Source organism: Bacillus sp. MZGC1 (genome assembly GCF_002998605.1).
In the GTDB taxonomy this organism is placed as follows: Bacteria; Bacillota; Bacilli; order Bacillales; family Bacillaceae; genus Bacillus.
The window spans coordinates 326,133-352,242 of sequence record NZ_PVRE01000003.1 but is presented as its reverse complement, the minus strand read 5'-3'; the positions used below and the strand labels follow the sequence as shown (position 1 = coordinate 352,242).

At 39.9% G+C, this 26,110-nt stretch carries 29 protein-coding genes and 1 pseudogene; 21 read left to right on the top strand and 9 right to left on the bottom strand.

Annotation, left to right across the window (positions count from 1 at the left end):
• Positions 1 to 130 precede the first annotated feature (130 nt).
• The 5 genes from C6Y06_RS11285 (at position 131) to C6Y06_RS11265 (ending at position 3,672) form a co-directional block, all read left to right on the top strand.
• Positions 131 to 997, top strand: coding sequence for an alpha/beta hydrolase (locus C6Y06_RS11285; protein WP_060596620.1), 867 nt, complete (start codon positions 131 to 133; stop codon positions 995 to 997).
• 76 nt (positions 998 to 1,073) lie between these two features.
• Complete coding sequence (hxlR, locus tag C6Y06_RS11280; protein ID WP_060596621.1) at positions 1,074 to 1,430, top strand: transcriptional activator HxlR; 357 nt, start codon at positions 1,074 to 1,076, stop codon at positions 1,428 to 1,430.
• Between the two features lie 188 nt (positions 1,431 to 1,618).
• Entirely contained in the window at positions 1,619 to 2,251 is a 633-nt protein-coding gene (gene hxlA, locus C6Y06_RS11275) for a 3-hexulose-6-phosphate synthase (RefSeq protein ID WP_024718772.1), read from the top strand.
• The gene (gene hxlB, locus C6Y06_RS11270; protein WP_106036899.1) at positions 2,248 to 2,805 is read left to right on the top strand and encodes a 6-phospho-3-hexuloisomerase; all 558 of its coding nucleotides are present in this window, start codon (positions 2,248 to 2,250) and stop codon (positions 2,803 to 2,805) included. The genes hxlA and hxlB overlap by 4 nt, the downstream gene beginning before the upstream one ends.
• A 141-nt stretch (positions 2,806 to 2,946) precedes the next feature.
• Positions 2,947 to 3,672 (top strand): DsbA family oxidoreductase, encoded by a 726-nt coding sequence (locus C6Y06_RS11265; protein ID WP_106036898.1) that lies wholly within the window; start codon positions 2,947 to 2,949, stop codon positions 3,670 to 3,672.
• 33 nt (positions 3,673 to 3,705) lie between these two features.
• On the opposite strand, the gene C6Y06_RS11260 is transcribed toward C6Y06_RS11265, so the two are convergent.
• On the bottom strand, positions 3,706 to 4,806 hold the full coding sequence (locus tag C6Y06_RS11260) for a GntR family transcriptional regulator (protein ID WP_106036897.1): 1,101 nt from the start codon (positions 4,804 to 4,806) through the stop codon (positions 3,706 to 3,708).
• A gap of 273 nt (positions 4,807 to 5,079) precedes the next feature.
• On the opposite strand from C6Y06_RS11260, the gene C6Y06_RS11255 reads away from it, so the two are divergent.
• The 4 genes from C6Y06_RS11255 (at position 5,080) to C6Y06_RS11240 (ending at position 10,264) form a co-directional block, all read left to right on the top strand.
• Positions 5,080 to 6,705: a xylulokinase gene (locus C6Y06_RS11255; RefSeq protein ID WP_106036896.1), complete on the top strand. Its 1,626-nt coding sequence runs from the start codon at positions 5,080 to 5,082 to the stop codon at positions 6,703 to 6,705.
• Positions 6,699 to 7,403 (top strand): L-ribulose-5-phosphate 4-epimerase, encoded by a 705-nt coding sequence (locus tag C6Y06_RS11250; RefSeq protein ID WP_106036895.1) that lies wholly within the window; start codon positions 6,699 to 6,701, stop codon positions 7,401 to 7,403. The genes C6Y06_RS11255 and C6Y06_RS11250 overlap by 7 nt, the downstream gene beginning before the upstream one ends.
• A gap of 17 nt (positions 7,404 to 7,420) precedes the next feature.
• Positions 7,421 to 8,842, top strand: a complete 1,422-nt coding sequence (gene araA / locus C6Y06_RS11245; RefSeq protein ID WP_106036894.1) for an L-arabinose isomerase — start codon at positions 7,421 to 7,423, stop codon at positions 8,840 to 8,842.
• Positions 8,843 to 8,923: 81 nt separating this feature from the next.
• Positions 8,924 to 10,264: a sugar porter family MFS transporter gene (locus C6Y06_RS11240; protein ID WP_066030630.1), complete on the top strand. Its 1,341-nt coding sequence runs from the start codon at positions 8,924 to 8,926 to the stop codon at positions 10,262 to 10,264.
• Between the two features lie 36 nt (positions 10,265 to 10,300).
• Here the strand turns inward: C6Y06_RS11240 and C6Y06_RS11235 are convergent, their stop codons facing one another.
• Positions 10,301 to 10,513 carry a hypothetical protein gene (locus C6Y06_RS11235; protein ID WP_060596628.1) on the bottom strand — a complete coding sequence of 71 codons (213 nt, stop codon included), beginning with the start codon at positions 10,511 to 10,513 and terminating at the stop codon, positions 10,301 to 10,303.
• Between the two features lie 220 nt (positions 10,514 to 10,733).
• On the opposite strand from C6Y06_RS11235, the gene C6Y06_RS11230 reads away from it, so the two are divergent.
• A complete protein-coding gene (locus C6Y06_RS11230; protein WP_034661411.1) occupies positions 10,734 to 11,027 on the top strand; it encodes a spore coat protein in 294 nt (97 codons plus the stop codon).
• A gap of 53 nt (positions 11,028 to 11,080) precedes the next feature.
• Here C6Y06_RS11230 and C6Y06_RS11225 read toward each other — a convergent pair whose 3' ends face one another.
• The 5 genes from C6Y06_RS11225 to C6Y06_RS11205 all read right to left on the bottom strand — a co-directional run bounded on the left by C6Y06_RS11225 (position 11,081) and on the right by C6Y06_RS11205 (position 14,976).
• Positions 11,081 to 11,749, bottom strand: a complete 669-nt coding sequence (locus tag C6Y06_RS11225) for an ATP-binding cassette domain-containing protein (protein WP_106031277.1) — start codon at positions 11,747 to 11,749, stop codon at positions 11,081 to 11,083.
• Positions 11,742 to 12,287: a hypothetical protein gene (locus tag C6Y06_RS11220; protein WP_066030632.1), complete on the bottom strand. Its 546-nt coding sequence runs from the start codon at positions 12,285 to 12,287 to the stop codon at positions 11,742 to 11,744. Before C6Y06_RS11220 ends, C6Y06_RS11225 begins: the two co-directional genes overlap by 8 nt.
• 21 nt (positions 12,288 to 12,308) lie before the next feature.
• Positions 12,309 to 12,848 carry a stage II sporulation protein M gene (locus tag C6Y06_RS11215; protein WP_223249893.1) on the bottom strand — a complete coding sequence of 180 codons (540 nt, stop codon included), beginning with the start codon at positions 12,846 to 12,848 and terminating at the stop codon, positions 12,309 to 12,311.
• Positions 12,811 to 13,953, bottom strand: coding sequence for a hypothetical protein (locus tag C6Y06_RS20325; protein WP_223251447.1), 1,143 nt, complete (start codon positions 13,951 to 13,953; stop codon positions 12,811 to 12,813). Before C6Y06_RS20325 ends, C6Y06_RS11215 begins: the two co-directional genes overlap by 38 nt.
• A gap of 696 nt (positions 13,954 to 14,649) precedes the next feature.
• Positions 14,650 to 14,976, bottom strand: a complete 327-nt coding sequence (locus C6Y06_RS11205) for an uberolysin/carnocyclin family circular bacteriocin (RefSeq protein WP_034661404.1) — start codon at positions 14,974 to 14,976, stop codon at positions 14,650 to 14,652.
• Positions 14,977 to 15,295: 319 nt separating this feature from the next.
• Here C6Y06_RS11205 and C6Y06_RS11200 point away from each other — a divergent pair, with 319 nt between their 5' ends.
• From C6Y06_RS11200 to C6Y06_RS11185, 4 genes are all read left to right on the top strand, one after another.
• Positions 15,296 to 15,661: a hypothetical protein gene (locus tag C6Y06_RS11200; RefSeq protein ID WP_223251446.1), complete on the top strand. Its 366-nt coding sequence runs from the start codon at positions 15,296 to 15,298 to the stop codon at positions 15,659 to 15,661.
• A gap of 81 nt (positions 15,662 to 15,742) precedes the next feature.
• Positions 15,743 to 16,297 carry a delta-aminolevulinic acid dehydratase gene (locus C6Y06_RS11195; RefSeq protein WP_106036893.1) on the top strand — a complete coding sequence of 185 codons (555 nt, stop codon included), beginning with the start codon at positions 15,743 to 15,745 and terminating at the stop codon, positions 16,295 to 16,297.
• A 160-nt stretch (positions 16,298 to 16,457) separates the two neighbouring features.
• Positions 16,458 to 17,870, top strand: coding sequence for a polysaccharide deacetylase family protein (locus C6Y06_RS11190; protein ID WP_106036892.1), 1,413 nt, complete (start codon positions 16,458 to 16,460; stop codon positions 17,868 to 17,870).
• Between the two features lie 101 nt (positions 17,871 to 17,971).
• Positions 17,972 to 18,163 (top strand): hypothetical protein, encoded by a 192-nt coding sequence (locus tag C6Y06_RS11185; protein ID WP_060596631.1) that lies wholly within the window; start codon positions 17,972 to 17,974, stop codon positions 18,161 to 18,163.
• Positions 18,164 to 18,209: 46 nt separating this feature from the next.
• Here the strand turns inward: C6Y06_RS11185 and C6Y06_RS20455 are convergent, their stop codons facing one another.
• The gene (locus tag C6Y06_RS20455) at positions 18,210 to 18,341 is read right to left on the bottom strand and encodes a hypothetical protein (protein ID WP_003217310.1); all 132 of its coding nucleotides are present in this window, start codon (positions 18,339 to 18,341) and stop codon (positions 18,210 to 18,212) included.
• A gap of 152 nt (positions 18,342 to 18,493) precedes the next feature.
• On the opposite strand from C6Y06_RS20455, the gene C6Y06_RS11180 reads away from it, so the two are divergent.
• On the top strand, positions 18,494 to 18,919 hold the full coding sequence (locus tag C6Y06_RS11180; RefSeq protein WP_106036891.1) for an NUDIX hydrolase: 426 nt from the start codon (positions 18,494 to 18,496) through the stop codon (positions 18,917 to 18,919).
• Between the two features lie 701 nt (positions 18,920 to 19,620).
• Here the strand turns inward: C6Y06_RS11180 and fabF are convergent.
• Positions 19,621 to 20,853 carry a beta-ketoacyl-ACP synthase II gene (gene fabF / locus C6Y06_RS11175; protein ID WP_003217365.1) on the bottom strand — a complete coding sequence of 411 codons (1,233 nt, stop codon included), beginning with the start codon at positions 20,851 to 20,853 and terminating at the stop codon, positions 19,621 to 19,623.
• Positions 20,854 to 20,957: 104 nt separating this feature from the next.
• Here fabF and C6Y06_RS11170 point away from each other — a divergent pair, with 104 nt between their 5' ends.
• The 6 genes and pseudogenes from C6Y06_RS11170 to C6Y06_RS11145 all read left to right on the top strand — a co-directional run bounded on the left by C6Y06_RS11170 (position 20,958) and on the right by C6Y06_RS11145 (position 25,993).
• Entirely contained in the window at positions 20,958 to 21,794 is an 837-nt protein-coding gene (locus C6Y06_RS11170; protein WP_106031281.1) for a helix-turn-helix transcriptional regulator, read from the top strand.
• Between the two features lie 203 nt (positions 21,795 to 21,997).
• Positions 21,998 to 22,122 (top strand): annotated as a pseudogene (locus C6Y06_RS20320) (TetR/AcrR family transcriptional regulator); the annotation flags it as partial.
• Between the two features lie 144 nt (positions 22,123 to 22,266).
• Positions 22,267 to 22,842, top strand: a complete 576-nt coding sequence (locus C6Y06_RS11160) for a TetR/AcrR family transcriptional regulator (RefSeq protein WP_106036890.1) — start codon at positions 22,267 to 22,269, stop codon at positions 22,840 to 22,842.
• Positions 22,843 to 22,951: 109 nt separating this feature from the next.
• Positions 22,952 to 23,800: an alpha/beta fold hydrolase gene (locus tag C6Y06_RS11155; RefSeq protein WP_034661396.1), complete on the top strand. Its 849-nt coding sequence runs from the start codon at positions 22,952 to 22,954 to the stop codon at positions 23,798 to 23,800.
• A gap of 16 nt (positions 23,801 to 23,816) precedes the next feature.
• Positions 23,817 to 24,875: an alkene reductase gene (locus tag C6Y06_RS11150; protein ID WP_034661393.1), complete on the top strand. Its 1,059-nt coding sequence runs from the start codon at positions 23,817 to 23,819 to the stop codon at positions 24,873 to 24,875.
• Between the two features lie 332 nt (positions 24,876 to 25,207).
• A complete protein-coding gene (locus tag C6Y06_RS11145) occupies positions 25,208 to 25,993 on the top strand; it encodes an SDR family NAD(P)-dependent oxidoreductase (protein WP_003217300.1) in 786 nt (261 codons plus the stop codon).
• Positions 25,994 to 26,110: the final 117 nt, after the last annotated feature.

Below are 26,110 nucleotides of genomic sequence, written 5' to 3'. Positions count from 1 at the left end.
ATTATGAAGAACAGTATTTTTCTTTTTATTGTGAAACGGTTCAAGTCATACAAGTCGTTTCAAATGAATCGGGCTAGTCTCTCTACATATGTGCGAATCATGCTTCCCCATCCCAACATAGAAAGGTGCAATGACATTGAATCGAATGATGAAGTGGCTTTTATTTGCAGCAGTCATCGCTGGCTTATTGGTATGCGCATTCTTTGTGTTCCGCTTCAACCAGCCTAAGCCGACGACGAACATCCATTATGCAGACACACAAAACAAACAGCAAACACTCGATATGTACATGCCGAAGGGCAAAGAAGACAAAAAGAAGAAGCATCCAGTCATGATCTATCTCCATGGCGGCGGCTGGACAGGCGGCGATAAGAATAGAGTCGCTTCAAAGGCTGATTATTTTACCGGTCAAGGGTATGTGTTTGTTTCAATGAATTACAGGCTTCATCCTGATGCCAACTACGAGCAGATGGCAGATGATACGGCAAACGCCATTAAATGGGTGAAGGATCATGCGGATGAATATCAAATCGATTCATCAAAAATCAATGTCATGGGTCACTCAGCGGGCGGTCATTTGACGGCGCTGGTTGCCACAGATTCAACCTACTTAAAACGTGTGGGGCTGTCGCCAAAAACGATCAATTCCATTGTTGTTCTAGACGGGCCGTTAAACCTCAATCAATTTATACAAGCCATCCCATCGTACAAAAAAGTCTTTGGCAAACAAGAGGAGAATTGGACAAAGGCATCACCTGTCACTTATATGAATCAAAAGAATGCACCTCCTGTCTATTTGGTTACAGGCTGGGAAAACCCTGAGGTGTACAGATTTGCAGAAAAACTGAATCATGATAAAGGTTCTAAGTTTGTCTTTCGGGTCCATTCGCTGAGCCACAGTGACTTGAATAAATGGTTTGGATCAGACAGAGCGCCAAAAGAAGCACAAAAAATGACAGAGGCTGTGATGGCTTTTGTCAAAAAACAAAATCAATAACGAAGACCATATGCTAGGCAATCCATTTTGCCGCAGTATATGATATAGGGTAAATGGTTTGTAATAAAAGGAGTGTATGTCGTTGTCATCACGTATGGAAAATAAAGTGTTCAACTGCGAAAAAGAGCTGACGCTGAATATTATCGGCGGTAAGTGGAAAATGCTGATTTTATGGCACCTTGGCAGAGAAGGGACAAAACGGTTTGGTGAGCTAAAGTCGTTAATGCCTGGGATTACGCAAAGAATGCTTGTCAATCAGTTAAGAGAATTAGAGGAAGATCACATTGTGCATCGGGAGGTTTATCCTGTCGTTCCGCCAAAGGTTGAGTATTCCCTCACAGAACTAGGAGAAAGCTTAATGCCGATTTTAGAGGCGATGTATGATTGGGGAAAACAGTATATCGACAGCAATTTCTTAAAGGATGATAAATAGTAATACATGCAAAAGATACTGGTCGAAAGACAGTATCTTTTTTGTGACCATATGCGAAAAAGTATAGTATGTAAAAAAAAAGTGCGTACTTGGATTGCTTCACTCCTGTTGTTATACTCATTTCATCGTTCAAGATGCATCATTCGCGGAGCTCTTGAAGATGAGATGAAAAACGGGAGTGAACATTGATGAAATTACAATTAGCATTAGATTTAGTGAATATACCAGAAGCGATTGAGCTGATCAAAGAAGTAGAAGCATCTATTGATGTGGTCGAAATTGGGACACCTGTTGTGATCAACGAAGGCTTGCGTGCCGTCAAAGAAGTCAAACAGGCTTTTCCGAATTTACGTGTACTCGCTGATCTGAAAATTATGGATGCTGCCGGCTATGAAGTGCAGCAGGCATCTGAAGCTGGAGCAGATATCGTGACCATTCTTGCAGCGGCAGAAGATATGTCCATTCAAGGAGCCGTGAAAGAAGCGAAAGCAAGAGGGAAACAGATTTTAGTGGATATGATAGGTATCAAAGATATCGCTGGCCGGGCAAAAGAGCTGGATGAGCTTGGAGTCGACTATATTTGTGTGCACACAGGCTATGATCTGCAAGCGGTTGGTCAAAACTCATTTGCTGATCTTATGACCATTAAACAAGTTGTCAAACAAGCGAAAACAGCCATTGCAGGCGGGATTAAGCTTGATACGTTACCTGAAGTCGTGAAATTAAATCCTGATTTGATCATTGTCGGCGGCGGTATCGCAAGCCAGGATAATAAAGCAGAAGTAGCCGCACAAATGAAGCAGCTGATCGCACAATCATGAAGACCAGTGACTATGTGAAAGCCATTTTAAATGAGCTTTCTGAGCACTCGCCGGATATTCAAGACGAACAGGCAGAGCGCCTTGTCTCAAGCATTTTAACTGCAAGAAAGGTCTTTGTGTCAGGGGCTGGCAGATCTGGTTTGATGGGAAAATCATTTGCCATGAGACTCACACATATTGGCGTCAAGGCTTATGTGATCGGAGAGACCAATACTCCTTCCTTTACAGAAGAAGATCTCTTGATTGTGGGGAGCGGCTCTGGTCGAACAGAGACCTTGCTAGTCCTTGCAAAAAAGGCAAAAGCAATTGGTGGAAAAGTGGCAGCATTCACGCTTTCAGTTGACTCACCTCTAGCTGATCTATCGGATGAAGTCATTTTACTGTCAGGTGCGCCGAAGGATCAAAAGGAAGGAAGCCATCATACCATTCAGCCAATGGGCTCGCTATTTGAGCAATCGCTTCTTCTGACATACGATGCGGTCATTTTACGTTTAGTGGAAATAAAAGAGCTCGACACACATACAATGTACGGTCACCATGCAAATTTAGAATAGATATTTTCAAAGCCTTTCCTTTCTTAGAAGGAGAGGCTTTTTTTATCTAAATCAAGAGCAGAATCTTGACATCATCTATTTGATGTAACTATAATTGTTACATCGTTAAAGAAAAAGCGTAAGCTCGGAAGGAAGATGAAGATGAAAGTACAAATCTGGTCAGATATCGCCTGTCCTTTTTGTTATATAGGAAAAAAACAACTAGAAACAGCGCTTGAACAATTCCCTCAAAAGGAACAGGTAGAAATCGAGTTTAAAAGCTTTGAGCTTGATCCACATGCACCCGTTGATGTCGATTATGATGTCCATGATATGCTCGTCAAAAAATATGGGATGAGCCGCAGCCAGGCCATGGCGATGAATGAGCAGGTGAAGCAGGCCGGCAAAGAGAAAGGAATCGATTTTCAATTTGATCCACTCGTGTTGACAAACACCTTTGATGCCCATCGATTGGCGCAATATGCTGGTCAAATGGGGAAAGGCGATTTCGTCATGGGAGAGCTGTTTCAAGCGTATTTTACAGATGGAAAGCATGTTGGTGATCGTCAAACCCTTTTAGAAATTGCAGAAAAAGCAGGTCTTGATCTGAAGGAAGTACAGCAAGTTTTAAGCGGCGAAGATTTTGCAGATCATGTACGAAAAGACGAAAAAGAGGCGAGACAGCTTGGCATTTCTGCTGTTCCTTTTTTCTTATTGAATGGCAAATATTCAGTGGCAGGTGCACAGCCAGCCGATACCTTCCTTCGTGCACTTGAAGCGGCATGGACAGAAGAAGCAGCTCAAGCTGAGAAAGCGGCTGCCAATGCATTTGAAGCAGCATGTGCAGACGGCGTATGCGCAGTGCCTGCCCCTAAAGAAGAGATCTAATCATATAAAAAATGAGCCTCCTGCGGCAAGGGCTCATTTTTTTCTTGCATTCATTTGTTTGATCGTTTCACCTGGAACCAATTCAGGTTCGTAAAAGGTTTGATGAGTGAGATTCTTTTTTCCTTGAACTTTTTTAATCATCCAGTCTGCCGCATCCCGGCCCATTTGCTCCTGAGGGTGGGTCAATGTTGTCAGCTTCACATGGGCATTTTTCTGGGCAATATACGAATTATCCTGTCCAATAATGGAGAGATCCTCTGGAATGGACAGCCCGATGTCACTGCATACATTGGCAACTTCTAATCCAACCTCGTCGTTATAGCAAACAAGGGCAGTCAGCTCATGCTGATGCTCTATTAAGAAAGTTTTGATATCATCTCCCAAATGCTGCTTCGATTCTGTATCGAAAAAGAGGACGTGCTCAGGCAGGAAGTTAAGCTTGGCTTCACCGAGCGCTTGAATATATCCCTTCATTCGGTACTTTCCCTGTAAGTCATCTGTTTTTGAGATCAGGCCGATTTGCTTATGTCCAGAGGTGATCAGCTCTTTTGTGGCTAAATAACTGGATTTCACATCATCTAAACAGAGAAAAGGAACCTCTAACTGCTCATAATAGGCATTGATCATAATGAGCGGTACATCCTGTTCTTTAAAAGATAGGTAGTACGAGATGTTCGGATTATATAAATTGCTTTTCGTCGGCTCGACAATGAGTCCGTCCACACCAAAGGACAGCATCATTTCTAGCGCTTTTTTCTCCTGTTCCACATCATTATTCGTACTTGCCAGTAACAAAGAATAGTTCTCTTCGTTTAATCGGCTTTCAATGCCTCGAATAATAGAAGGGAAAATGTAATCGGATATGTATGTCGTGATAACCCCAATCGTTTTCATATGTGCATGTCCAGCAGGCTTTGTTTGATATTGATTGGTCACAAATGTACCTGAGCCCTTTTCACTTCGCAAAAACCCTTCGCTCGACAATTCTAAGATGGCCTTTCGAACCGTATGCCTGCTCACTTGATACATCTCCTGCAGGCTTGATTCGGTTGGAATGCGTTCCCCGATCCGGTAATCCCCTGTGAGTATTTTGCTTTTTATATCATCGATAATGATCTGGTACTTCTTTTTCATCGTTTCACTTCTTTCTCAGTTGATCATCTACTCGGATTGAGAAGAAATTGTATGGACATATTTTAACATGGTTGTCGAATCAAAAACAGGCGCTTTCCCGTTCTGTCGTGTTAGCTTTAGAAAAGTGAAGGTTTTTGTCATATTGTGTATGTACAACTATATTTAATATTGACATATGTACGTACAAATATTATATTGTGAATGTGCACAGAGAATCAATGAATCTAGAAAATTAAAATTGAAACCGCTATCAACTATGGAGGTGAACGCAGAATGGATCATGAAGAGACGACCAAAGCCTTAAAAGAAGGACGGACATCTTTAGGGATTGAATTTGGTTCAACACGAATTAAAGCCATTTTAATAGATGAAGCGTTTCAGCCAATTGCTCAAGGTACATTTGAATGGGAAAGTTCTCTCCAGGAAGGAATTTGGACGTACAACTTAATTGATATCATTACAGGTCTTCAAGTGGCGTACCGGGAGATGAAAGAGCAAGTCGAGCAAAGGTATGGCGTGACCATTCAAAGCATTGGCTCAATTGGAGTATCAGCTATGATGCATGGCTATGTGGCATGTGATCATACAGGAGAGGTCCTCGTTCCATTCCGAACATGGCGGAATGCAACAACCATTGAGGCGAGTCAAAAACTGACGGATGTCTTCCAATTTCATATTCCAGAAAGATGGAGCATTGCCCATCTGTACCAAGCGATATTAGAGGAGGAAAAACATCTTTCCCGTTTAGAATATATGACCACCCTATCAGGGTACATTCACTGGCTGTTAACCGGAAAGCAGGCCATTGGCATTGGTGATGCGTCAGGCATGTTTCCAATTGATGAACAAACGAAGGATTACAATGAAGTAATGCTCCATCAATTTGAAGACTTGATCGTAGAAAAAGGCTACCCGTGGAAGCTGCGTCACCTTCTGCCGCGTGTTTATTTAGCAGGCGAGGAGGCTGGCGTGTTAACGGCAGCAGGAGCAGCCATTTTAGATCAAGGCAAACACTTGAAGCCAGGCATTCCATTTTGCCCGCCGGAAGGTGACGCTGGAACGGGAATGGTGGCAACAAACAGTGTAGAAAAACGGACAGGGAACATTTCAGTTGGGACATCTGTTTTTGCCATGATTGTGCTAGAGCAGGAGCTAAAGGGTGTGTATCCAGAAGTGGATATGGTCACAACACCAGACGGACTGCCAGTCGCAATGGTTCATGCGAACAACTGTACAAGTGACTTAAATGCTTGGATGAATATATTCAGAGAGGCATTTGAAGCATTGGGTATGCAAGTGGCGTCAGAAAAGGTATACGAAGCCTTATTGCAGCAGGCTTTAGAAGCAGATCGAGATGGCGGCGGACTCTTAAGTTATGGCTATTATTCTGGTGAAAATATTACAAGACTGCCAGAAGGAAGGCCTCTTTTTGTCAGATCAGCTGAAAGCCGTTTTAATCTGGCTAATTTCATGCGTACCCATCTTTTTTCTGCTTTTGGCGCAATGAAAATAGGGATGGATCGTTTAAAAGAACATGAACAGGTTGTGATTGATCGTTTACTAGGGCATGGGGGGTTATTTAAAACACCGCTCGTTGGTCAAAAAATGGTCGCAGCAGCGCTTGATACACCTGTATCAGTCGTCTCCACTGCGGGAGAAGGCGGTGCGTTTGGGATGGCTGTCCTTGCTTCCTATATGGTTCACCATCAAAAGCAAACATTGGTTGAATTTCTCACGCATCAAGTGTTTACCCATACATCAGAAGAGCTCATAAAACCCGATCCGCTTGATGTCAAAGGCTTTGACGAATTTTTAAAGCGCTATCAAGAGGGCCTTCCGATTGAAGAAGCGGCAGTAGCACATCTGATGCCAAAGATAGGAGTGACAACCGTATGCTAGAGCGTTTAAAAGAAGAAGTATTTGAAGCGAATTTAGATTTGCCGAAATACGGACTTGTGAAATTTACATGGGGCAATGTCAGTGCGTGTGATCGTGACAGTGGTTTGTTTGTTATTAAGCCGAGCGGCATAGCGTATGACCAATTATCAGCAAAAGACATGGTTGTTGTCGACTTTGACGGTGAAGTAGTGGAAGGGGAATTCAGCCCTTCATCAGATACAGCAACACATGCTGTTCTTTACAAACACTTTGAGGAAATTGGCGGTATTTCACATAGCCATTCCATGTGGGCAACCGTTTGGGCGCAGGCAGGTCTTGATTTACCGGCAATGGGCACAACGCATGCCGATACATTTTACGGCGCTGTTCCATGTGCTCGATTTCTGACAGAAGAAGAAGTCAATCGAGGTTATGAAGTAGAAACGGGCCGGCTGATCATCGAAACGTTTGAGGAAAGAAACCTAGATGTGATGGCGGTGCCAGGTGTATTGCTTCAAGGTCACGGCCCATTTACGTGGGGGAAAGATGCAAAAAGTGCGGTCACAAACAGTGTGATTTTAGATGAAGTCGCCAAAATGAATCTGTTCGCAAAGCAATTAAACGAATACGCGGAGCCTCTCCCGCAGCGAATTTTAGATAAACATTACTTAAGAAAACATGGAGAACATGCCTATTACGGACAAAAACCTTCAAGATAAAGAAAAGAGGGATTTCTATGTTAACAAGTCAACATAAAGAATGCTGGTTTATTGTTGGATCGCAGCATTTATATGGAGATGAAGCACTGCAGAAAGTAAAAGCAGATGCACAAAAGATGACGGATGCCTTAAATGAGAGTGGTTTACTTCCTTACCCAGTGATCCTTCAGGAGCTGGCTGTCAGCGCGGATCAAATCACAAAGCTCATGAAAGAGGTCAATTATCGCGATGAGGTTGTCGGCGTGATGACGTGGATGCATACATTTTCACCGGCAAAAATGTGGATACGCGGGACCAACCTTTTGCAAAAGCCTCTTTTGCATCTTGTCACACAGTATTATGAGAAGATTCCGTGGGACACGATCAACATGGACTATATGAATCTTCATCAATCTGCACATGGAGACAGAGAATATGGCTATATCAATGCACGCTTAAATAAACAAAATCAAATTGTAACCGGTCATTGGTCTAAGTCAGACGTACAGCAGCAAATCGCTGATTGGATGGACGTGGCGGCTGCCTATCATGAGAGCTTTCAGATTAAAGTGGCTAGGTTTGGTGACAACATGCGCCACGTGGCTGTAACAGAAGGCGATAAAATCGAAGCCCAGATTCAACTAGGATGGACCGTTGATTACTTTGGAATAGGCGATCTCGTTGAATATGTCAATGCAGTAGAAGAAGCAGAAGTAGATGCATTATTTGCGGAGTATTTAACGCAATATGATGTGGATTATGGAACGTATTCAGTTGAAGAATGGGAAAAAAGTGTCAAGGTGCAAGCACGTTATGAAATCGCCATTAAACGCTTCTTAGATGAAGGCGGCTACAATGCCTTTACGACAAACTTTGAAGATTTACATGGAATGAAACAGCTACCAGGACTTGCGGTACAGCGGCTGATGGCAAAGGGATATGGCTTTGCTGGGGAAGGCGATTGGAAAACTGCTGCACTGGACCGATTATTAAAGGTGATGAGTCATCATCAATCCACTGGTTTTATGGAGGACTACACGTATGAAATGTCCTCTGGACAGGAAGCAGTGCTGCAATCTCATATGTTAGAAGTAGATCCAGCGCTCGCCCATACGAAACCTGTGATTGTCGTATCTCCACTTGGTATCGGAAACAGGGAGGATCCAGCTCGCCTTGTATTTGATGGAAAAGCAGGCGAAGGTGTTGTTGTTTCCATTGCTGACTTTGGGACTCATTTCAAATGGCTCATACAAGAAGTCGAAGCCTTTGAGCCGGAGGAAGCAGCACCTCATTTACCGGTTGCACGTGTGCTCTGGAAAATCAAGCCGAATTTTCAGGACGGAGTCAAAGCATGGATTAAGCAAGGCGGGGGTCATCATACAGTCGTATCCCTCAATTTAACGGTTGATCAAATTGTTCATTTTACAAAGCTTGTTCATGCAGAATATGTGGTTTTATAGAAGGGTGAAACGTCTTCTACTGTTTACAGTAGAAGCACCGGGAGAAATGAAAGCGGTTAATTAAGTGAGGGGGTCATCCACTTGGAGAAAAAAGTGTCAAGCAAATTTATCTTCTTTTTCGGGTCCTTTGCAGGCATCTTATTCGGATATGATATTGGGATTATTGCAGGGGCAGAGGGACATATTCAGCAAGAATTTCAGCTCAGCCCATTATGGCTTGGAATCGTTGTCTCTTCATTAATGGGCGGGGCCATCATTGGCTCCATTTTAAGCGGTCTCTTAGGGGATAAATTTGGCCGCAGAAAGCTTATTTTGGTCTCATCCGTTATCTTTTTTGTCGGAGCGATCGGATCAGCTATTGCACCAGAAGAGATTTCATTAACCATTGCACGTATCTTTTTAGGAACAGCCGTTGGTACAGCCTCATCTTTGGTGCCGGCATACATGTCTGAAATTGCTCCTGCTAAAATTCGCGGGAAATTGTCTGGGCTCAATCAGCTCATGATCGTGAGCGGACTATTGCTGAGCTATATTGTTGCATTTGTGTTTGAACCTATTCCAGACAGCTGGCGCTGGATGCTCGGTAGTGCCGCTTTATTTGCTATCGTGCTTTATATTGGTATGCTGAGGCTCCCTGAATCTCCGAGATATTTAATTAAACACGGAATGGCGCATAAAGCACGGGAAGTATTAGGATCACTACGCTCTTCTCGTGAAGAAATTGAAGCAGAGATGCAGGAAATTTTAGAAGTCGCGAAAGAAGAACGCTCTGGTATTCGCGAATTGTTCCAAAAGAAATTCAGAATGGCTCTTTTCATAGGGGTTGGGATGGCGACCCTTCAGCAAATTCAAGGGGCGAACTCCATTGTGTACTATGCAACAAGTATTGCTCGAAATGTAGGGCTTGCACCTCAAGTTGCCGCAGGTTTTACAGTGATTGTCGGTGTCATTTTTGTCGTCACCACCGTGATTTTTTTACAATTTGTCGACCGATTCGACCGCCGAACGATTCTCACCGTAGGGGGAACGGGCATGGCTCTTTCTTTCTTTGCACCAGCTGCATTAGGTGCACTTGGCGTTAGTGAAGGGATTTTAAACTGGGTGACCTTAATTTCACTTTGCTGCTTTATCTTGTGCTACGCCTTCTCATGGGCACCGATCACGTGGATCATCATCGGCGAAATTTTCCCGCTTTCTGTCAGAGGTATCGGCGCAGGTATTTCATCTGCCTTTAACTGGACGGGATCGTTAGCTGTTGGACTCGTGTTCCCTATCCTGGCAGACAAATTCAGCTTTGGTGTCATTTTCTCCTCATTTGGTGTCATCTGCTTAATCGGACTATTATTCACCCGTTTTGTGCTAGTTGAAACAAAAGGAAGAAGCTTAGAACAAATCGAAACAGATATGGCAGCACGAGTATAAAGAAACCCCTCTATCCCATGTGGATAGAGGGGTTTTTTACTCAAGCGTCTGTTTTAGCTCAGCGGGCAATAAATCAATCAATTGATCATAAGAAGATAAATCCAGCACTTCAAGCAGCGCATAATATTTCGCATAAACCTCACTCAACTGATCAGGATGATTCGTTTCATATCGATTCAAATGCAATTGAGTCAGTTCAAGTGCAATGTCTAGCTTGTTTCGTTCGATTGGTTGTGTCGTATTGATCATATCGTTCACCTCGTATTTGATAAGTGGGAAGGTTATGGGCCACAATTTCTTCTACCACAATATATCATATTGTATAATATGTTAAAATTGCCCTTTTGTAAAGAAAGAGAAAACGAGATAAATAGTGGATTTTTTTAAAAATAGACAAGCATCTAGTCACGAAATGCGCTTCTTACATACGATAGAGTGTAAGTGAAAGACAACTTGAAGGGGTGTTGAGATGAGCCGAAATCGATTAGATGACTTTTTCTTTGGTCCTCGCAGAGGAAACCAAGGAGGAGATGAAACGGTTGTTTTCCCCACACGTCAAATTGTCAACACGACAACGAATGAACAAACCATCAGAAAAATTCATCCAACGCATATCACAAACGTCAATAAAAACATCAAAAGAATTGAAAACTACTACCCTGTCACTCAATCTACTCATAACGAGTACATTGTGGAAGAATACGATTGCGGCAGGGATATCAAAAAACCTTGCTGCCGTCCAGTGAAACGCTGTAAGTGGTAATGTGATCGAGAAAAAGAAGAGAGGCATCCTTTTATGGGATGCCTTTTGTATGTCTAACGTTCCACTTCGTTTAATTGTCCTTGATCCAGCTGGAAGAAACGGTTTCCTAATTCTGAATAAAGGTAGCGCTGATGGCTGGTAAATAAAACACATCGATGTGAGAATTCTTTTTTTAATAAAGAAATCGATTGTATCTGTGAGGCCTCATCAAGAGAGGTAAAAGGCTCATCAAGAATGATCAGCTCTGGAGATCTTGCCACCATACAATTAAAGAAAAGTTTATATCTCATGCCCAATGAATACTGTTTGACTGGCATCTTTAGGGCATGCGTTAAATCAAATGCATCACAAAGCGTTAGAAAGGTCTCTTTGTATAACTCTTTTTCTGACTTGTTCATTTTCCATAAAGACTGAACAAGCTCCATGTGCTCAAGACCAGTGAGCGCATCATAGACTAAAGGCTTATCAGGGATGTACGCCACCAGACTTTTATATTGAGTGGTCCTGGGGTGAAGCTGTTTGTTGAGTAAAATCGTTTCTGATACAGATGGAAGCAGACCAGCGATGATCTTTAAAAGAGTCGATTTACCGCTGCCGTTCTTTCCAATGATACAAGCTCGATCACTTCCTTTCAGATCAAACGAAACTTGATCGAGAAGGAGAGAGCTTTCTTCTGTTGTTTCATAGCGAAAAGATAGCTGAGACACTTGAAGACTAGCCATTGATGAATCCTCCAATAACAAACACAGTGGTCACCAGCATATACAAGATCACTGTCGCAAGGGCAGCCTTTTTCGACCCTTCTGCATAGTAAATGATGCCATCATAAAGGATGCGCAAAAGATATAAGTTGATGAAGAAGGAAATTGCTTGGATCAAGATAAAATAGTGGTCTAATTGTAACACCATCACACAATAGATCGCTGCACTATTCACTAATAAAAGAAATGCATTATAAACCAAAATGACAAGATACATTTTGCGTAAAATAAAAGCTTTATGAAAAAAATACATATAAATTGAAGTGAGAACAGTACTGAGAAAATTCAAAATGAAATAAAGCGGGATCGTCAGCAAAAAAATAAAAACAATGCTGGCTACTTGTTTTCCAGCAGGTAACGGTTCATCTACTAACAAATCAATAATAAAAAATGTTAAAAAGACAGTCGAAACAAATAATGATAGTAAGACAAGGCCTACAATGGTTTTAATCGATTGATTCTGATTGAAAAATTCCTTAGGTCGTAGAAGTAGCTCCATGGAACCACATTCCCCTTTCTTCTATGGTAGATGTACATGGCTAACGTATTCCTCTAAAAGAGATGCTGCGAATAAGAGAACAATTGCTGCAAAAATCAATTGAAGCACAGTCACAGTCAACTTTTTTAAATCAATTGTTTCTCCTTTTATAAATCGATAAAGATAAATAAAAGGAAAAGAGCTGACAATTGAAAACAGGATGAAACCAAGAATCTCTACGAAAGCATGAGGCAGTAATCCTGTGAATATCTGCTGCACTTCTTGATTGACAATCAAATACTGAACTAGTTTGCCAATAATGTATCCGTTGTAAAAAAGAATGCCAGCAGCCATGATGCCGCCTGTAAAAGCTCCGATCCCTAATATCGCCATCCCAACTTGCAAATTGTTTAAGAAAATAGATAGAAAAAACATCTCTTCATCCTTTTTTAAATAAGGAATCTGATCATAAGGAAGAAGGCTACCAATCAGCACTGCTGCAATAAAGATAGCAGCATAAATGTAGCCGAGGCGTAAAATCAGTCTATTCTCCGATAGAAAATATCTTATTTTTTTCAACATACTCAATCCCTTTATAGATGGTCTTGCGGCATAACACCAAGCAGATCAATGAAACGATCACAAAATATAAAGCAAACAGAAAGTTTATGAGACCTGAGGATTGCTGCAAAATAGGTAGAAAAGAGGTCAAGATCATGTAGTACATAAAAGGTAATACAAGAAAGTTTCTTGCAAAAGCCTGCCCTTTATCGATAACTTCTATTTCCTCATTGGTTGTCCCTATTTCATGCTCATGAATAAAATTGAATTTCGTTGTAAATGGAAACAAGTAAAGCTGAATCAAAGGGAAAATGAAAAAACCAATCCCTAATGCCACAAATTGAATGAGCATCTGAATATCAAAAAGCTGATATACACCCATGATTGATAGATTAATGAATAGCAGAAAGAGAGCTGGTATGGAAAATAAACAATAAAATAACTGGATTTTTGATAAGAAAAACTGAATAAGAGATGTTTGAGAAAGCTCAAAAAGCCAAATATTCTTTTTTTCAGCACTTAAAGAAAAAATAGAAGGGGTCAGCATTCTCATCTCATACGTTTGATTTGCTAAAATCATCACATTTAATGTAAAAAGCAGCTGAATCTGCAAAGCCGGATGATCAATAATGGAGATCAAACTAGTCATAACCCCGATATAAAAGAAGGCTTCATATGACATAAACATATAATTAAAAAACTCTTTAGACAGCAGCCATCTTTTTTCTTTTAACACCTTGAGGTCTTTTTGGATCAACATATTCTTTTGAAACAGCGAGCCTTGAATTTTATTAAGTACTTGAAAGTACCAATAAAATAAATCTCGAAAATGTGTTGAGTTTTGATCATGATCTTTCCCAGTTGGAATCCAGCGTACAGGACTCTTCATGACGAGTATAGCTGCTAATATCACCACGAAAAATGTGACAGGTGAAGTGAAAAGCGCTTGAAATTGTAGAAATACAGAATCCTTTGAGAATAAAGCATGATGGATATGCTGAAGATCATTTTGATATAAAGCCACCAAATTGTTGGAAAGTGTAATCCAAAACGAATCCTCTGCAAGCGATGAAATCGACTGAAAAAGTTGTTGGAAGGTGTGATAAAAAGGGAAAATAATGTTCAATATCAGGACTCTTCCAAATAAGAAAAAAAGTAAAGAGATGCTTGCGAAAAAAAGAACACGAATGATCCCGATTTTTTTCACGACAATATTATAGATGTAAGCACCAAATATCTTATTGCTGACGATAAATAGGAAGAAACCTGTCAACATGACATTGAGATGCTTTAACCAGAATATCCAATCATGTGTTTGAGCAATAGAATATTGAAACAGAAAATAGATTAAATAAGTACTCAAACTGGTCAACATCAACCAGATCAGTTCTGAAAACAAAAGCGTTTGGAAAAGGTGTCTTGAGGAAACAGGTGCAAGCTGTATCAATTCTTCAAAAGGAAGAATATGAGTTCTTCTATAAGATTCAATCCCTTTGACGATAGAGAAAAGAAACAAAAATATCACAAAAGCACTTTCCCATTCTATTTGATAGATCGGAGAGTAAAGAAATGAAGAAATAACGATTACAATCATACATCCGAATAAAGTATCAAGGATACAAGAAAATAATATGTACTGTTTAGAAGAAAACGATGTGAAAAATGGAACCTTACGTATTATAAACTGAGCTAGATTTGAATATTGTTGTTGAATTCTAATTGATAGAAGTAGTGATAATAATGGATATAACATCTTCTCACCTGCATCAAAATTTAAATAGAAGGAGAACAAAGTCTCCTTCTATTGAGTCATAAAAATGAATTACCAAGCAATAACGGCTTTACGGCCTTTTTTCTTAATTTGGGCTTTAAGGTACTGACGAATGGTCTCTTTACCAGCCGCTGCAATAAGAGAAAGACCACCTGATCCTACAGCAGTTAAAATGGAGACGATTGTTGTAACAGCTCCGCCCGCTTCAACAACGTTCAAAACAACAGCTGCAACACTGCCTGGAATACCAAATTCTTTTGCTAGATCAGCAACTGGCAGCATCTGTAGCGAGAAGGAAAAAAGAGCTAGCATAAGGAAACCTACTGCTAAAGCACCAAAAAGAACATGTAGTTTGATTTCGTTTCTTGTTTCTGTCATATCAAATTCCTCCCTTTTTTGACTTTTTATTACTATTCTATCTTATGATATCTTTTCATTCATAGCAATCCTTTTTTTTCTTTTTTTTCATGAATTAGTTATAGATTAATATAAAAAAGGTCAAAAGATAAGTGAGAAAAGAATCGTTTTTGCTAGGATAAAACGAGTAAACATGATCGGAAATACCTTGTTTTCGCAGATGGATAAGCATGTCTAATTGCATGTAGGAAAAGAGATTGGTGCTAAGGGATCAATATCCTTTGATCAAAACCTCCTTTCAAGATAAAATTGGAAGTATCAATCATTCTGTTGGAGGTGGTTGTCTGAATATTCAATTGTTAACGCAGGTGATGCTGAAGAATTTACAGCATTAAGACTAGAAGCACTGCGATTACATCCAGAGAGCTTTGCGATGAGCTATGAAGAAGAACAAATAGATACAAAAGACAAATATGCGGCTCGTTTTACTTCGGCACAATCTATGTGGACCTTTGGCACCTTTTATGGGGCAGCTTGTGGGGACGGTCACGCTCATCCAAGAAACCTTACAGAAATTAAAGCACCGAGCGAATGTAGCAGTGATGTATGTAACGGCTGGTGCCCGCGGAAAGGGAGTAGGCAAGTCTTGATGACGGAAGCTCTTTCCTTCGCACGAGAACGACAGGACATCGAGCAAATGTATTGATCAGTGCACTAAAATGGACGGATACATATGCAGATGAAGAAAAAATGGGTTTATTTTTATCATCGTTTGGAGGAGATACAAGTGGAACAACAGACCATGCGCATTACATTAGCAACAGGACCAAATAGTGAGCTGGAATCTTTTGCCCTGCGTGCAGCATTTGAGAACTTTGGTGCAAAAGTCGATATGCATTGGATAGGCAGACCCAATGATCTGATTGATGTGTTATCTGGGAGAAATAGAAGGGAGACGGACTACTTTCTTTTATCTTTTCATGGGGAAGAAGGAGCGTTTCTCATGCCGGAGTTAGGGGAAGATGTATACGAAGATGGGGAGCCTAGAGGTGTAACTTTTGGAGCGGATGAAATCAAGCGGTATGCTTCATTAAAAGGGGTTCACGTCATATCAACCGGCTGCACACTAGGTGAGAAAAAACTTGCAGAAGCCTTTTTAGAAGCAGGTGCTTTATCCTATACAGCGCCTGATGATTACATTGATGGAGATGCGGCATTTATCTTTGTCTTGACCATGCTGTACGAGCTCTTAAACAATACAAAGACGGTCAGAGCGGCATTTGATCGAGCACGTTCTATTGATGAAGAAACGAAATTATTTCAACTATATATGCAAAAATAATCAAAGGGCTGAGAAATCAAGTCCTTTTTTCTATTCCTCTCTTAAATTATGTCTAAAATGTGACAAATTTATTTTTTGCAAACTAAATCGGGTTCACCGAAAGTCTATCCTACAAACACACGTCATCAAGACATGGCGCCATCACGAGAGGGGAATCATTGTGTCAATGAAATGGAAAATCAGTCTCGTCCTATGCGGACTTGCAATCATCATCGGAATCGCTGCATTTTATCATAATCAGCAGGCAAGCGGGACGGAGAAGAAGAAGGTAGAACCAGATGCGAGCTACAAAGAAGTTGAGATAGTCACCCTCGTGAATGACGGGAGATACATGAGATATGCAGTCAACTATCCGGTGTTTCATCAAAAAAAGCTAGATCAAGAGATGAAAAGATTTGCAGAAACAGCGCTCGACAAATTCAAAACATCATTTAGTGAAGCAAGCGATGTCGATGAAGATCATCGATACGAATTAAACATAGATTACGAGATTACTCATTATGCCAAACAAACTGCTGCGATCAAATTCAATACATATGAATTGAAAGGCGGAGTAAAAGGCGCACATGAAACGAAGATATTCAATTTTGATTTCAAGAAACAGCATTTTTTATCTATAGATGATCTATTTTTATTAAAGAAAGAAAGTCTGCAAAAACTGTCTCAAATGACATTTGAGGAATTAAAAAAAGATCGCACTCTTGCTGAAAATGAGCATTTGCTCAAACAAGGAACGTCTCCTGCGGCAGAGCATTATCAGTATTTTGCCATCAAGGATCGTTTTATAGAATTCTACTTTCCAGCAGGGCAAATCGCACCAGACAAAAAAGGCCCTCAAGTGCTGGCGATTAAAAAAACAGTGCTTAAAGGCATGTTAAAGCCTGAATATATTCATAAAGAAAAGAACAAAAATGAGAAAAAAGAACCGATCTCAAAAAGAAAGCTTGTAAAACTGCCAAAACAGGCAACATTCAACCCAAATCAAAAAGCCATTGCCCTGACATTTGACGATGGACCAAATCCATCCACGACCTCAAAAATCTTAAAAGCCTTAAAAGAAAACAAAGGACATGCGACATTTTTTGTATTAGGCAGCAGGGTTCAATATTACCCCGATATGCTGGGTGAGATCAGAAAGGGTGGGAATGAAATCGGAAATCATTCCTATAGCCATCCTTTACTCACAAGACTGCCGTTAAAACAAGCTATCAAACAAGTAGAAGATACGCAGCAAATTATTGAAAAAGCAGGCGGATTCACACCGACTCACTTTAGACCGCCATATGGTGGAACAAATGGGCAGATCAACGAAGCTGTCAACATGAAAGTCACGCTTTGGGACGTAGATCCTGAAGACTGGAAATATCGCAACAGCCAATACGTCGCCAACTACATTCTCACACATGCGTCTAGCGGAGAAACGGTCTTAATGCACGACATCTATGACACCTCGGCAAACGCAGCTGTCACGATTATCAAGGAATTGACCAAACAAGGATATCAATTATTAACAGTTTCAGAGCTTGAGCAGTGGAAGGAAGCGCGCGCGAAGAAAGGTGAATTGAATACGTAATGATCATGCGAATCTTAGTGGATTCGCATCTTTTTTTAAAAGCCAATCATGAAAATAAAGGGAAAATATGTTAAAGTGAATGTAGAAAGGGAGGGCTTCGGATGGTATTGATGAGGTTGATCAGTCTATATATGCTGACAGCGTTTTGTTTGGGTTTTATCGTCAACTATGTACCTGGTTTGATGCTGCCCATCTATATTCTTGCGATGATCGGGCTCATTTTATGTCTCGGTCATATTGCGCTGCATTATATTCGTCGAATCAGATATATGTTGCTTCATGAGAAACGATAAGAATAATTGCTTACTCTAAAAACCTCTCTCTAAAAGGGTGAGGTTTTTATTTTTTCGGTTTTTGATGTTCTAACAGTTGTATGATTTTCTCGTTTGACTCTTTCATTTGTCTTAATAAAGAAACGATATTCCCTGTAAATCCAATGAGGACAATAAGTAAAATGATGATGATCCACATGCTGTGGCCTCCAATCTGCTGACTAATTCCTATTTAGTTTCTGTATCCATTATCTTGTATCAAGGATACAGTATAATGAATGTATTGAAATGAACAGTTCGTTCTATTTATTCGACAATTGATGTAAACAGAGAATGGTTGGGGGGATTTCTTTGAAACGAGTAGACGTAGTATCAGCTATTATTTATGATGAGGAAGAAAATATGTTAATGGTCAAAAATGTAAAGGGATATTGGGAACTTCCAGGCGGTACTGTAGAAAAAGGTGAACACCTGCAGCAGGCCGTGGTCCGTGAGGTGAAAGAAGAGACAGGGTATGTTTGCAAAGTAAATGAACTTCATTCGGTTCGAGAAGTATTCTTTCACGATAAAATGCATCATGCACTCATCGTGACCTTCTTTGCGGAAATCATCGGCGGGCAGATGAACATTCTAGATCCGGATCATGATATTGAAGAAGTAAAATGGGTAAGCACTGAAGCTGCTCAAAAGCTAAACCCAAAGCTATTCAGCATGCTAAAATTAAAACAACAGACACATGCATTTTATAAATTTGAAGGAAATAGAACAATTGATTAAGTTGTTGGTGAATAGGTCCGAAGGAGAGATTTTATGTTTTTGTATTATGGCCCCACAGGAGCTCCAGTGGAAAATCCGGGAGAAGTATAATGAAAGATATTATCTTTCAAAAGCGCGAAGATTATTGGAAACAAAGGAATGGCGAATTTTCTATTGAGATTGAAGGAGGCTGTATACAACCGCTGATTGAATGGTAGGATTTCCCCCTGCCGCAAGAAAAGCTCTAAATACACATATGACTTTGCTTCTGCCATTGTTCCTTTTGAGTGTTGGCAAAAGCAGACCGACCCATAGCGGCATTAGCGATGTCACACAATATTCCACCGTGTAACGTACCCATCGGATTATGAAGTTCTTTTAGAAGCTTTCAACTCAATAACTATTCTACCTTCTACAGCTTCATACTTTAAAACCAGGGATTTGCCTAACTGGAGAGTCAGGTATTTCATCAGTCATCATTTTCTTTAAACCGTCTAAGTGGTGGTTCAATATATTCACCATTCATTCATTAGATTTCAAATCGTTAGTAGTATTAGTCGTTTAATATACTTTCTGTATCACTCAAAATTGTCCTCTCTTCATAGAGCTTTTTATTTGTACGCTCTCAGAGCCGGATAGATTTCAAGTCTAAAATTGAAACCAAGGGTGTTCAACCCTTGGTAGATGCATTTATTTCACCTCTGAATTATAAAGGTGGATCTTCAATCATAATTCTTTAACACGATTGCTGAATTATGTCCGCCAAAGCCAAAAGAATTTGATAGTCCATATTTCATTGGAAGATTTCGCGTTTTTGAGACAACATCTAAGTCGCAATCTGGATCTAAATTCTCTACATTAATAGTTGGAGGAATAATTCCTTGTCTCAAACTTTCCACTAAAGCAATTGCTTCTACTCCACCAGCAGCACCAAGCATGTGACCAGTCATTGATTTGTTTGCAGTTGTTGGAATTTTGCGGGAATGTTCACCAAACAATTTCTTAATAGCTAGAATTTCTGAACGATCACCTATTTGTGTACTTGTTGCATGAGCACTAATAACATCAATTTCACCTGTTGATATATTTGCACTTCTCAATGCTTTTTTCATTGCTAAGTAGGCACCCTTACCTTCTGGGTGTGATGCTACCATATGATGAGCATCTGAACTAGCTCCGTATCCCACTACTTCACATAATATCGGCGCATCTCTAAGAATAGCGTTTTCTAATGATTCTAATACTAAAATACCTGCGCCTTCACTCATAACAAAGCCATCTCTATCTGTATCGAACGGACGGCTGGCTCGACTTGGATCTTGGTTTTTTGTAGATAGTGCATGGGCGTTTCCAAAACTAGCCAAAGATAACTGTGTGATTGCAGCTTCTGCTCCACCGGCAAATATAATATCTGCCTCATCATTTCGGATAGCATTGAAAGCCTCACCAATAGAGGTGTTCCCGATTGAACAGGCCGTTACTGGTGATAATGACGGGCCTTGTGCCCCTAATCTAATACTTATTTGAGCCGCAGCTGCATTTGAAATCATCATTGGTACAAGGCTAGGGCTTACTCTTGCGGGACCTCGTTTATTTAATACATTCACATTATCAACAAGTGATTGTATACCTCCGATCCCTGAACCAACGTATACCCCTAAACGTTCAAGATCAACCTTATCTAACTGTAATTGTGATTTTTCTAATGCTTGTTCGGCTGCTGCTAAAGCAAACTGACTAAATCGATCTAATCGTTTGGCTTCTTTCCTCCCAAATATTCCATCTACATCGAAATCACGAACCATTCCAGCTATCTTTGTTTTATAATCAATAGTATCAAAAGAATCAATTAGAGATATTCCCGATTGACCTTTAACTAGTTGATTCCAAAAGCTATTTACATCATTTCCTAGAGGCGAAATAATTCCCATTCCAGTAATGACAACTCTTTTCATAATAATTCCCTCCTTATTTTTTATTAACTTTAACTTTTGTGTTATCCTATTACAAGTTGTTGTTTATCCTAGTATAATTAGCACTATTTAAAAAGGAGATTTTAATGAAACCTGAAACAAGACTTCAAGCTTTATCAGAATTTCTAAAGAATCAACGTTCGAAAATTACTCCTCAAATGGTTGGTTTACCTGTAGGAACCCGCAGAAGAACACCAGGACTAAGAAGAGAGGAAGTGGCTCAACTAGCCGGTGTAAGTCTTACATGGTATACATGGTTAGAACAAGGTAGAGATATAAAAGTGTCTACTTCGGTATTAGATGCTATTTCTCGAGCATTACAATTAAATAACGATGAAAGGAGATATTTGTATGCTCTAGCGTTAGAGGAAGGAGTGAAACAACCCTTTATAAATGAGAAGGAGAAGGAAATCAGTCCGGCTTTAGTGAAAATTTTGCAGGAACTTCGTTATTGTCCAACAATTATATCAGATAGAAGAAGTCAGATTGTTGGGTGGAATCAAGCAGCAGCTAATGTATTTTTGGATTTTGAACAAATCACCCCAGCAGAAAGGAATATCATACGCTTACTATTCGCAAGAAAGGAATTTAAAAGTTTAGCAGTGAATTGGGAGCATTTTGTTAGAGGATATATCGCAATATTTAGAACGTATTATGGACAGTATGTGGCTGATGACTGGTATGAGCAATTTATACAAGAAATGGAACAGGTATATCCTGAGTTTCATAAAATTTGGAATGAAAATGAGATAAGCTCTGCTCCTGAAGTATTAATTGAGTTTCGTCATGCTAAGGTAGGTAAAATGTTGTTTAATCTTACTTCGTTACAAGTGCATGGAGATACTGATTTAAGATGCAGCGTCTATACTCCAGTTGAGAATACTGAAACTGAGCTTAAGTTAAAACGTTTAATTGAAAGCTAACCATATAAAACATATGATGAATTCTAAATTCTTTACCGATCGTTCTTGAATTTGCTATGCTTGAAACACGTTAGATCTAACTGTTTTGCTACTCAAACGAGAGTGATCATTCTTTATTATTTTAGAATGAGGGAGGGATGAATGCATCAATGATTCTTAGTCCTTTCTCAGAATTAAGAGGTAATACGTTCTAAGGTGGGATTATGTCTAGAAATAAATTTGATAAAAAAGAGCATTAAGAAAACAATGGGGCTTTTCTGGGAACAGGGTTATGAAAAAACATTCATGCAAGACTTGGTGACATATGGGTGTTCATCGCAGAAGTATAATTCTTTACTTATCGTTCTAAAAAGGGTATTATGTAATCATGGTTTGTAATTCATGTGTTTATTTTAGAATGTTCATTCTATAATGGATGATGACTTTTGTTTTTGTTAGTATTGGTTCATGGATTTTTTTAAGGAGAATTAAAATGGCTAGAAGTAAAGAGTTTGACGAAAAAGAAGTATTAAGAAAAGCAATGGAGTTATTTTGGGAACAGGGCTATGAAAAAACATCCATGCAAGATTTGGTGGATCATATGGGGATACACCGTAGGAGTATATATGACACATTTGGCGACAAGCGTTCATTGTTTTTAGCTTCCCTTCATCATTATGAAGAGCTCATCGTTAATGAGATGGAAAGCATAATCAGCAGCACTTCATCCATTAAACAGGCGATACGTGATTTTTTTATTTTCGTACTGAATTCCATTAAACAATACCCAAAAGGATGTCTATCAGTAAATGCAGCCATTGAATTATCTTTGTTGGACAAAGAAATTGGGCGCATCGTTACAAAAATGTTTAATCGTACTGAAGATATGTTTAATTCCCTTATAAAACAGGGTCAAACTAATGGAGAGCTATCAAAAGAAATCGATTCTGATAACATATCTCGTTTCTTACACAACAATTTGGTAGGTATAAGAGTACTAATAAAAACTGATTACAGTAAAAAAGAATTAGAAGGCATCATTTCTCTAGCACTTTCAGTGTTGGACTAGCTTTCTTTTTTTACCCTTTTTAGAATGTTCATTCTAAAATAAGCATGAAACAAACCAGCATAATGCATAGTTATAAATCGTTTTTTAATTTCTAAGGAGGAACACAAAAATGAGAAATTTTAAAATACCAACAGAATCAGAATTTATTGAAGCAGAAGGAACTCGTTACGCATATAGGAGATTTGGTACAAAAGATGGTATACCAGTAGTATTTCTTGTTCACTTTAGAGGAACGTTGGAAAACTGGGATCCAGACATGCTTGAACCTATTGCAAATAAACGCCCAGTAATCTTATTTGACAATAAAGGGGTTGGTGAGACCGATGGACTAACGCCTACTACAATTGCTGATATGGCAAAAGATACAGCAACATTTATAAAAGCACTTGGATTAGAACAAGTCGACATTCTTGGTTTTTCCATTGGTGGCATGGTTGCACAAGAGCTAGCTTTACAAGAAGGAGATTTAGTAAGAAAAATGATTTTGGCAGGTACTTCGCCTGAAGCTGGTATTAATCCAAATCCAGAGATTTTTGAAAGAATGAATCGTCACGGCGGAACGAAAGAAGATGGAATAAATGATTTTATGTTCTTTTTCTACGAACAAACTGAAACAAGTAAATCTGCAGGAATGGCTTCACTACAAAGAATTTTTAATCAGAAAAAAGTAAACAGTTCAGAGCAAGTAAAAGAGGCACAATTACAAGCACTTGCAAAATGGGCTAAACAAAAATCTAATCATGATTATGAATGGTTACAAAACATCAAACACCCTGTACTTGTTACTAATGGTGTTAATGATGTGATGGTACCGACTAAAAACAGTTATATCTTAGCAGAGAAATTACCCAAAGCACAGCTGATTATATATCCTGATTCTGGTCACGGGCATCTGTTTCAATATCCAGAACTATTTGCAGAACACGTAAATTTATTTCTTGATTCTAATTCTTATTAAAAAGGAGAGTATTCATATGAGCAAATTATTTGAAAAAGTTCGTATTGGAAACATTGAATTAAAAAATCGTATAGGTATGGCTCCGATGACTAGAAATAGAGCTTTACCAGATGGTACGCCGAGCGATTTAGTAGCTGAGTACTATGGTCAGCGTGCTTCAGTCGGTTTAATTATAAGCGAAGGAACCCAACCTTCAGATGATGGGCAAGGTTACACGAATACACCTGGTATTTATACAGAAAATCATATTAGAGGGTGGAAAAAAGTAACTTCTAAAGTTCATAGTGAAGGCGGTCATATTTTTATTCAGCTTATGCATGTAGGACGTGTATCACACCCTGATAACACACCTCACCACCGCCAAGCAGTTGCACCGTCAGCTATTGCACCTGGTGTAGAAATTTTCACGGCAGAAGGAATGAAAGAAATTCCAACACCAAGAGAACTGAGTGAGCTTGAGATAAAAGATGTTATCAATGAGTTTCGTTTAGCAGCACGTTCAGCAATTGAAGCTGGTGCAGACGGAGTTGAAATTCACGGAGCGAATGGTTATCTGATCCAACAATTCCTTAGTGAAAACTCCAATCATCGTCAAGATGCATACGGTGGTACGATTGAGGGGCGTTCTCGATTCGCAATTGAAGTAGCTAAAGCAGTTGTTGATGAAATAGGAGCAGAAAGAACAGGCATCCGTTTTTCTCCTCAAGGAACACTGCAAGGCATTGATGAGGGGGAGAATAGCCTTGAGATGTATCGCTATTTAATAAGTGAATTAAATAAGCTTAACCTTGCTTATCTGCATTTAATGCACTTTGGAAACGAGCAATTCCTAAAAGATGTGCGTCAACTTTGGGACCAAGCACTTCTTGTTAACCGTCCAGGTCGTCCTCTAGATCAACTTTCGTCTGATGTAGATAATAATATTGCAGATGTTGTCACAGTAGGCACTTGGGTACTAGCTAATCCAGACTTTGTAGAACGGATTCATTCAGGTGCTCCTCTAAACGAACCTGATAAAAACACGCTCTATGCAGGAGGAAAAGAAGGCTATACAGATTATCCTTTCTTAAAATAATTTAATTAATTATGAATATCCCATCTAGGGATATTCATATCTTTTTTTCTTAGATTCTTTATAAATAGATACATGTGCGTTAATTAAAAATGTGAAGGATTGTCATGAAAGTGATTGAAAACTACGGTGAAAAACCAAATTTTTTTAGACTTCCCTAAGCCCAAAATAAATAATGGCGAGGTCTCAGTTGAGATATATGCGGCAAGTATAAATCCTCTTATACAAAAATTACAATTATCGATAACCTACATCCATAGTAACAACTCGCAGTAAGAAACGCTGTAAAACGTTTTAAAGGTTTAATTAAACTAAAAATGGAGGTGTGCTGTAAAATGAAAAAAACTGTTCTTATCACCGGGGTATCGGGTGGAATTGGCAAAGAGTTGGCGGATCGTTTCGCCAAGGGAGGATATAATTTGGTGCTGGTGGCGCGTAGCGAGGGTAAGCTTTTGGAGCTCGCGAAGGAATATAGGAAAAGATATGGCAGTCAAGCGACGGTCATCGCAAAGGATGTGGCTTCACCCGGTGTGCCGAAAGAGATTTTTGCGGAGCTCAAGGAGAAGGGGATCGTCGTAGACTATCTTGTCAATAATGCCGGCTTCGGTTTGTACGGGACGTTCTTGGAGACGCAGTTAGAACAAGAGACGAATATGATTGACGTCAATATCAAGGCTCTGACTGTTATGACGAAACTGTTCTTACCGGATATGGTCAAACGGGGCCAAGGAGGCGTGATGAATGTGGCTTCGTTGGTGGCTTTCTTCCCAGGACCTATGATGTCGGTTTACTACGCAACGAAGGCGTACGTGCTGTCGTTCACTGAGGCTTTGGAGAACGAACTGAGCGGTACAGGGGTGACTGTGACGGCACTATGTCCGGGACTGACGTCAACCGGCTTTGTTGAACGTTCGGGTATTGGGGAATCGAAGTTGTTCCAGAGTGGTGCTATCATGGAGGCCGGGCAGGTGGCTGAGGAAGGGTACCGAGGCTTCTTACGCGGCAAGACGTTCATAATGCCAGGGGCTCGAAACCGGTTCATGGCATTCCTTCCACGACTGATGCCGCGCAAAATGGTGACCCGTATGGTCAGATCCACACAGCAAAGAACAGGGCATTGACCTAATTGAGGGTGACCAGGGGGGAGTGGCAGTTGATTATGATCTGCCATCTAGCCAAGATCTCGTATTGGAATAAATCGTTCACTAAAAAAGTTACAGAGATTTTTATAAAGACGG

Excerpts from the sequence above, each read along its gene's own strand:
- C6Y06_RS11170 (WP_106031281.1), top strand. The coding sequence starts at position 20,958 with ATGAAACCTGAAACAAGACTTCAAGCTTTATCAGAATTTCTAAAGAAT.
- C6Y06_RS11185 (WP_060596631.1), top strand. The coding sequence starts at position 17,972 with ATGGTATTGATGAGGTTGATCAGTCTATATATGCTGACAGCGTTTTGT.
- araA (WP_106036894.1), top strand. The coding sequence starts at position 7,421 with ATGTTAACAAGTCAACATAAAGAATGCTGGTTTATTGTTGGATCGCAG.
- C6Y06_RS11220 (WP_066030632.1), bottom strand. The coding sequence starts at position 12,287 with ATGGAGCTACTTCTACGACCTAAGGAATTTTTCAATCAGAATCAATCG.
- C6Y06_RS11235 (WP_060596628.1), bottom strand. The coding sequence starts at position 10,513 with ATGATCAATACGACACAACCAATCGAACGAAACAAGCTAGACATTGCA.
- hxlA (WP_024718772.1), top strand. The coding sequence starts at position 1,619 with ATGAAATTACAATTAGCATTAGATTTAGTGAATATACCAGAAGCGATT.
- C6Y06_RS11250 (WP_106036895.1), top strand. The coding sequence starts at position 6,699 with ATGCTAGAGCGTTTAAAAGAAGAAGTATTTGAAGCGAATTTAGATTTG.
- C6Y06_RS11225 (WP_106031277.1), bottom strand. The coding sequence starts at position 11,749 with ATGGCTAGTCTTCAAGTGTCTCAGCTATCTTTTCGCTATGAAACAACA.
- hxlR (WP_060596621.1), top strand. The coding sequence starts at position 1,074 with ATGTCGTTGTCATCACGTATGGAAAATAAAGTGTTCAACTGCGAAAAA.
- C6Y06_RS11155 (WP_034661396.1), top strand. The coding sequence starts at position 22,952 with ATGAGAAATTTTAAAATACCAACAGAATCAGAATTTATTGAAGCAGAA.
- fabF (WP_003217365.1), bottom strand. The coding sequence starts at position 20,853 with ATGAAAAGAGTTGTCATTACTGGAATGGGAATTATTTCGCCTCTAGGA.
- C6Y06_RS11265 (WP_106036898.1), top strand. The coding sequence starts at position 2,947 with ATGAAAGTACAAATCTGGTCAGATATCGCCTGTCCTTTTTGTTATATA.
- C6Y06_RS11215 (WP_223249893.1), bottom strand. The coding sequence starts at position 12,848 with ATGTTGAAAAAAATAAGATATTTTCTATCGGAGAATAGACTGATTTTA.
- C6Y06_RS11255 (WP_106036896.1), top strand. The coding sequence starts at position 5,080 with ATGGATCATGAAGAGACGACCAAAGCCTTAAAAGAAGGACGGACATCT.
- C6Y06_RS11205 (WP_034661404.1), bottom strand. The coding sequence starts at position 14,976 with ATGACAGAAACAAGAAACGAAATCAAACTACATGTTCTTTTTGGTGCT.
- C6Y06_RS20455 (WP_003217310.1), bottom strand. The coding sequence starts at position 18,341 with ATGTGGATCATCATCATTTTACTTATTGTCCTCATTGGATTTACAGGG.
- C6Y06_RS11145 (WP_003217300.1), top strand. The coding sequence starts at position 25,208 with ATGAAAAAAACTGTTCTTATCACCGGGGTATCGGGTGGAATTGGCAAA.
- C6Y06_RS11160 (WP_106036890.1), top strand. The coding sequence starts at position 22,267 with ATGGCTAGAAGTAAAGAGTTTGACGAAAAAGAAGTATTAAGAAAAGCA.
- C6Y06_RS11150 (WP_034661393.1), top strand. The coding sequence starts at position 23,817 with ATGAGCAAATTATTTGAAAAAGTTCGTATTGGAAACATTGAATTAAAA.
- C6Y06_RS11260 (WP_106036897.1), bottom strand. The coding sequence starts at position 4,806 with ATGAAAAAGAAGTACCAGATCATTATCGATGATATAAAAAGCAAAATA.
- C6Y06_RS11230 (WP_034661411.1), top strand. The coding sequence starts at position 10,734 with ATGAGCCGAAATCGATTAGATGACTTTTTCTTTGGTCCTCGCAGAGGA.
- C6Y06_RS11285 (WP_060596620.1), top strand. The coding sequence starts at position 131 with ATGACATTGAATCGAATGATGAAGTGGCTTTTATTTGCAGCAGTCATC.
- hxlB (WP_106036899.1), top strand. The coding sequence starts at position 2,248 with ATGAAGACCAGTGACTATGTGAAAGCCATTTTAAATGAGCTTTCTGAG.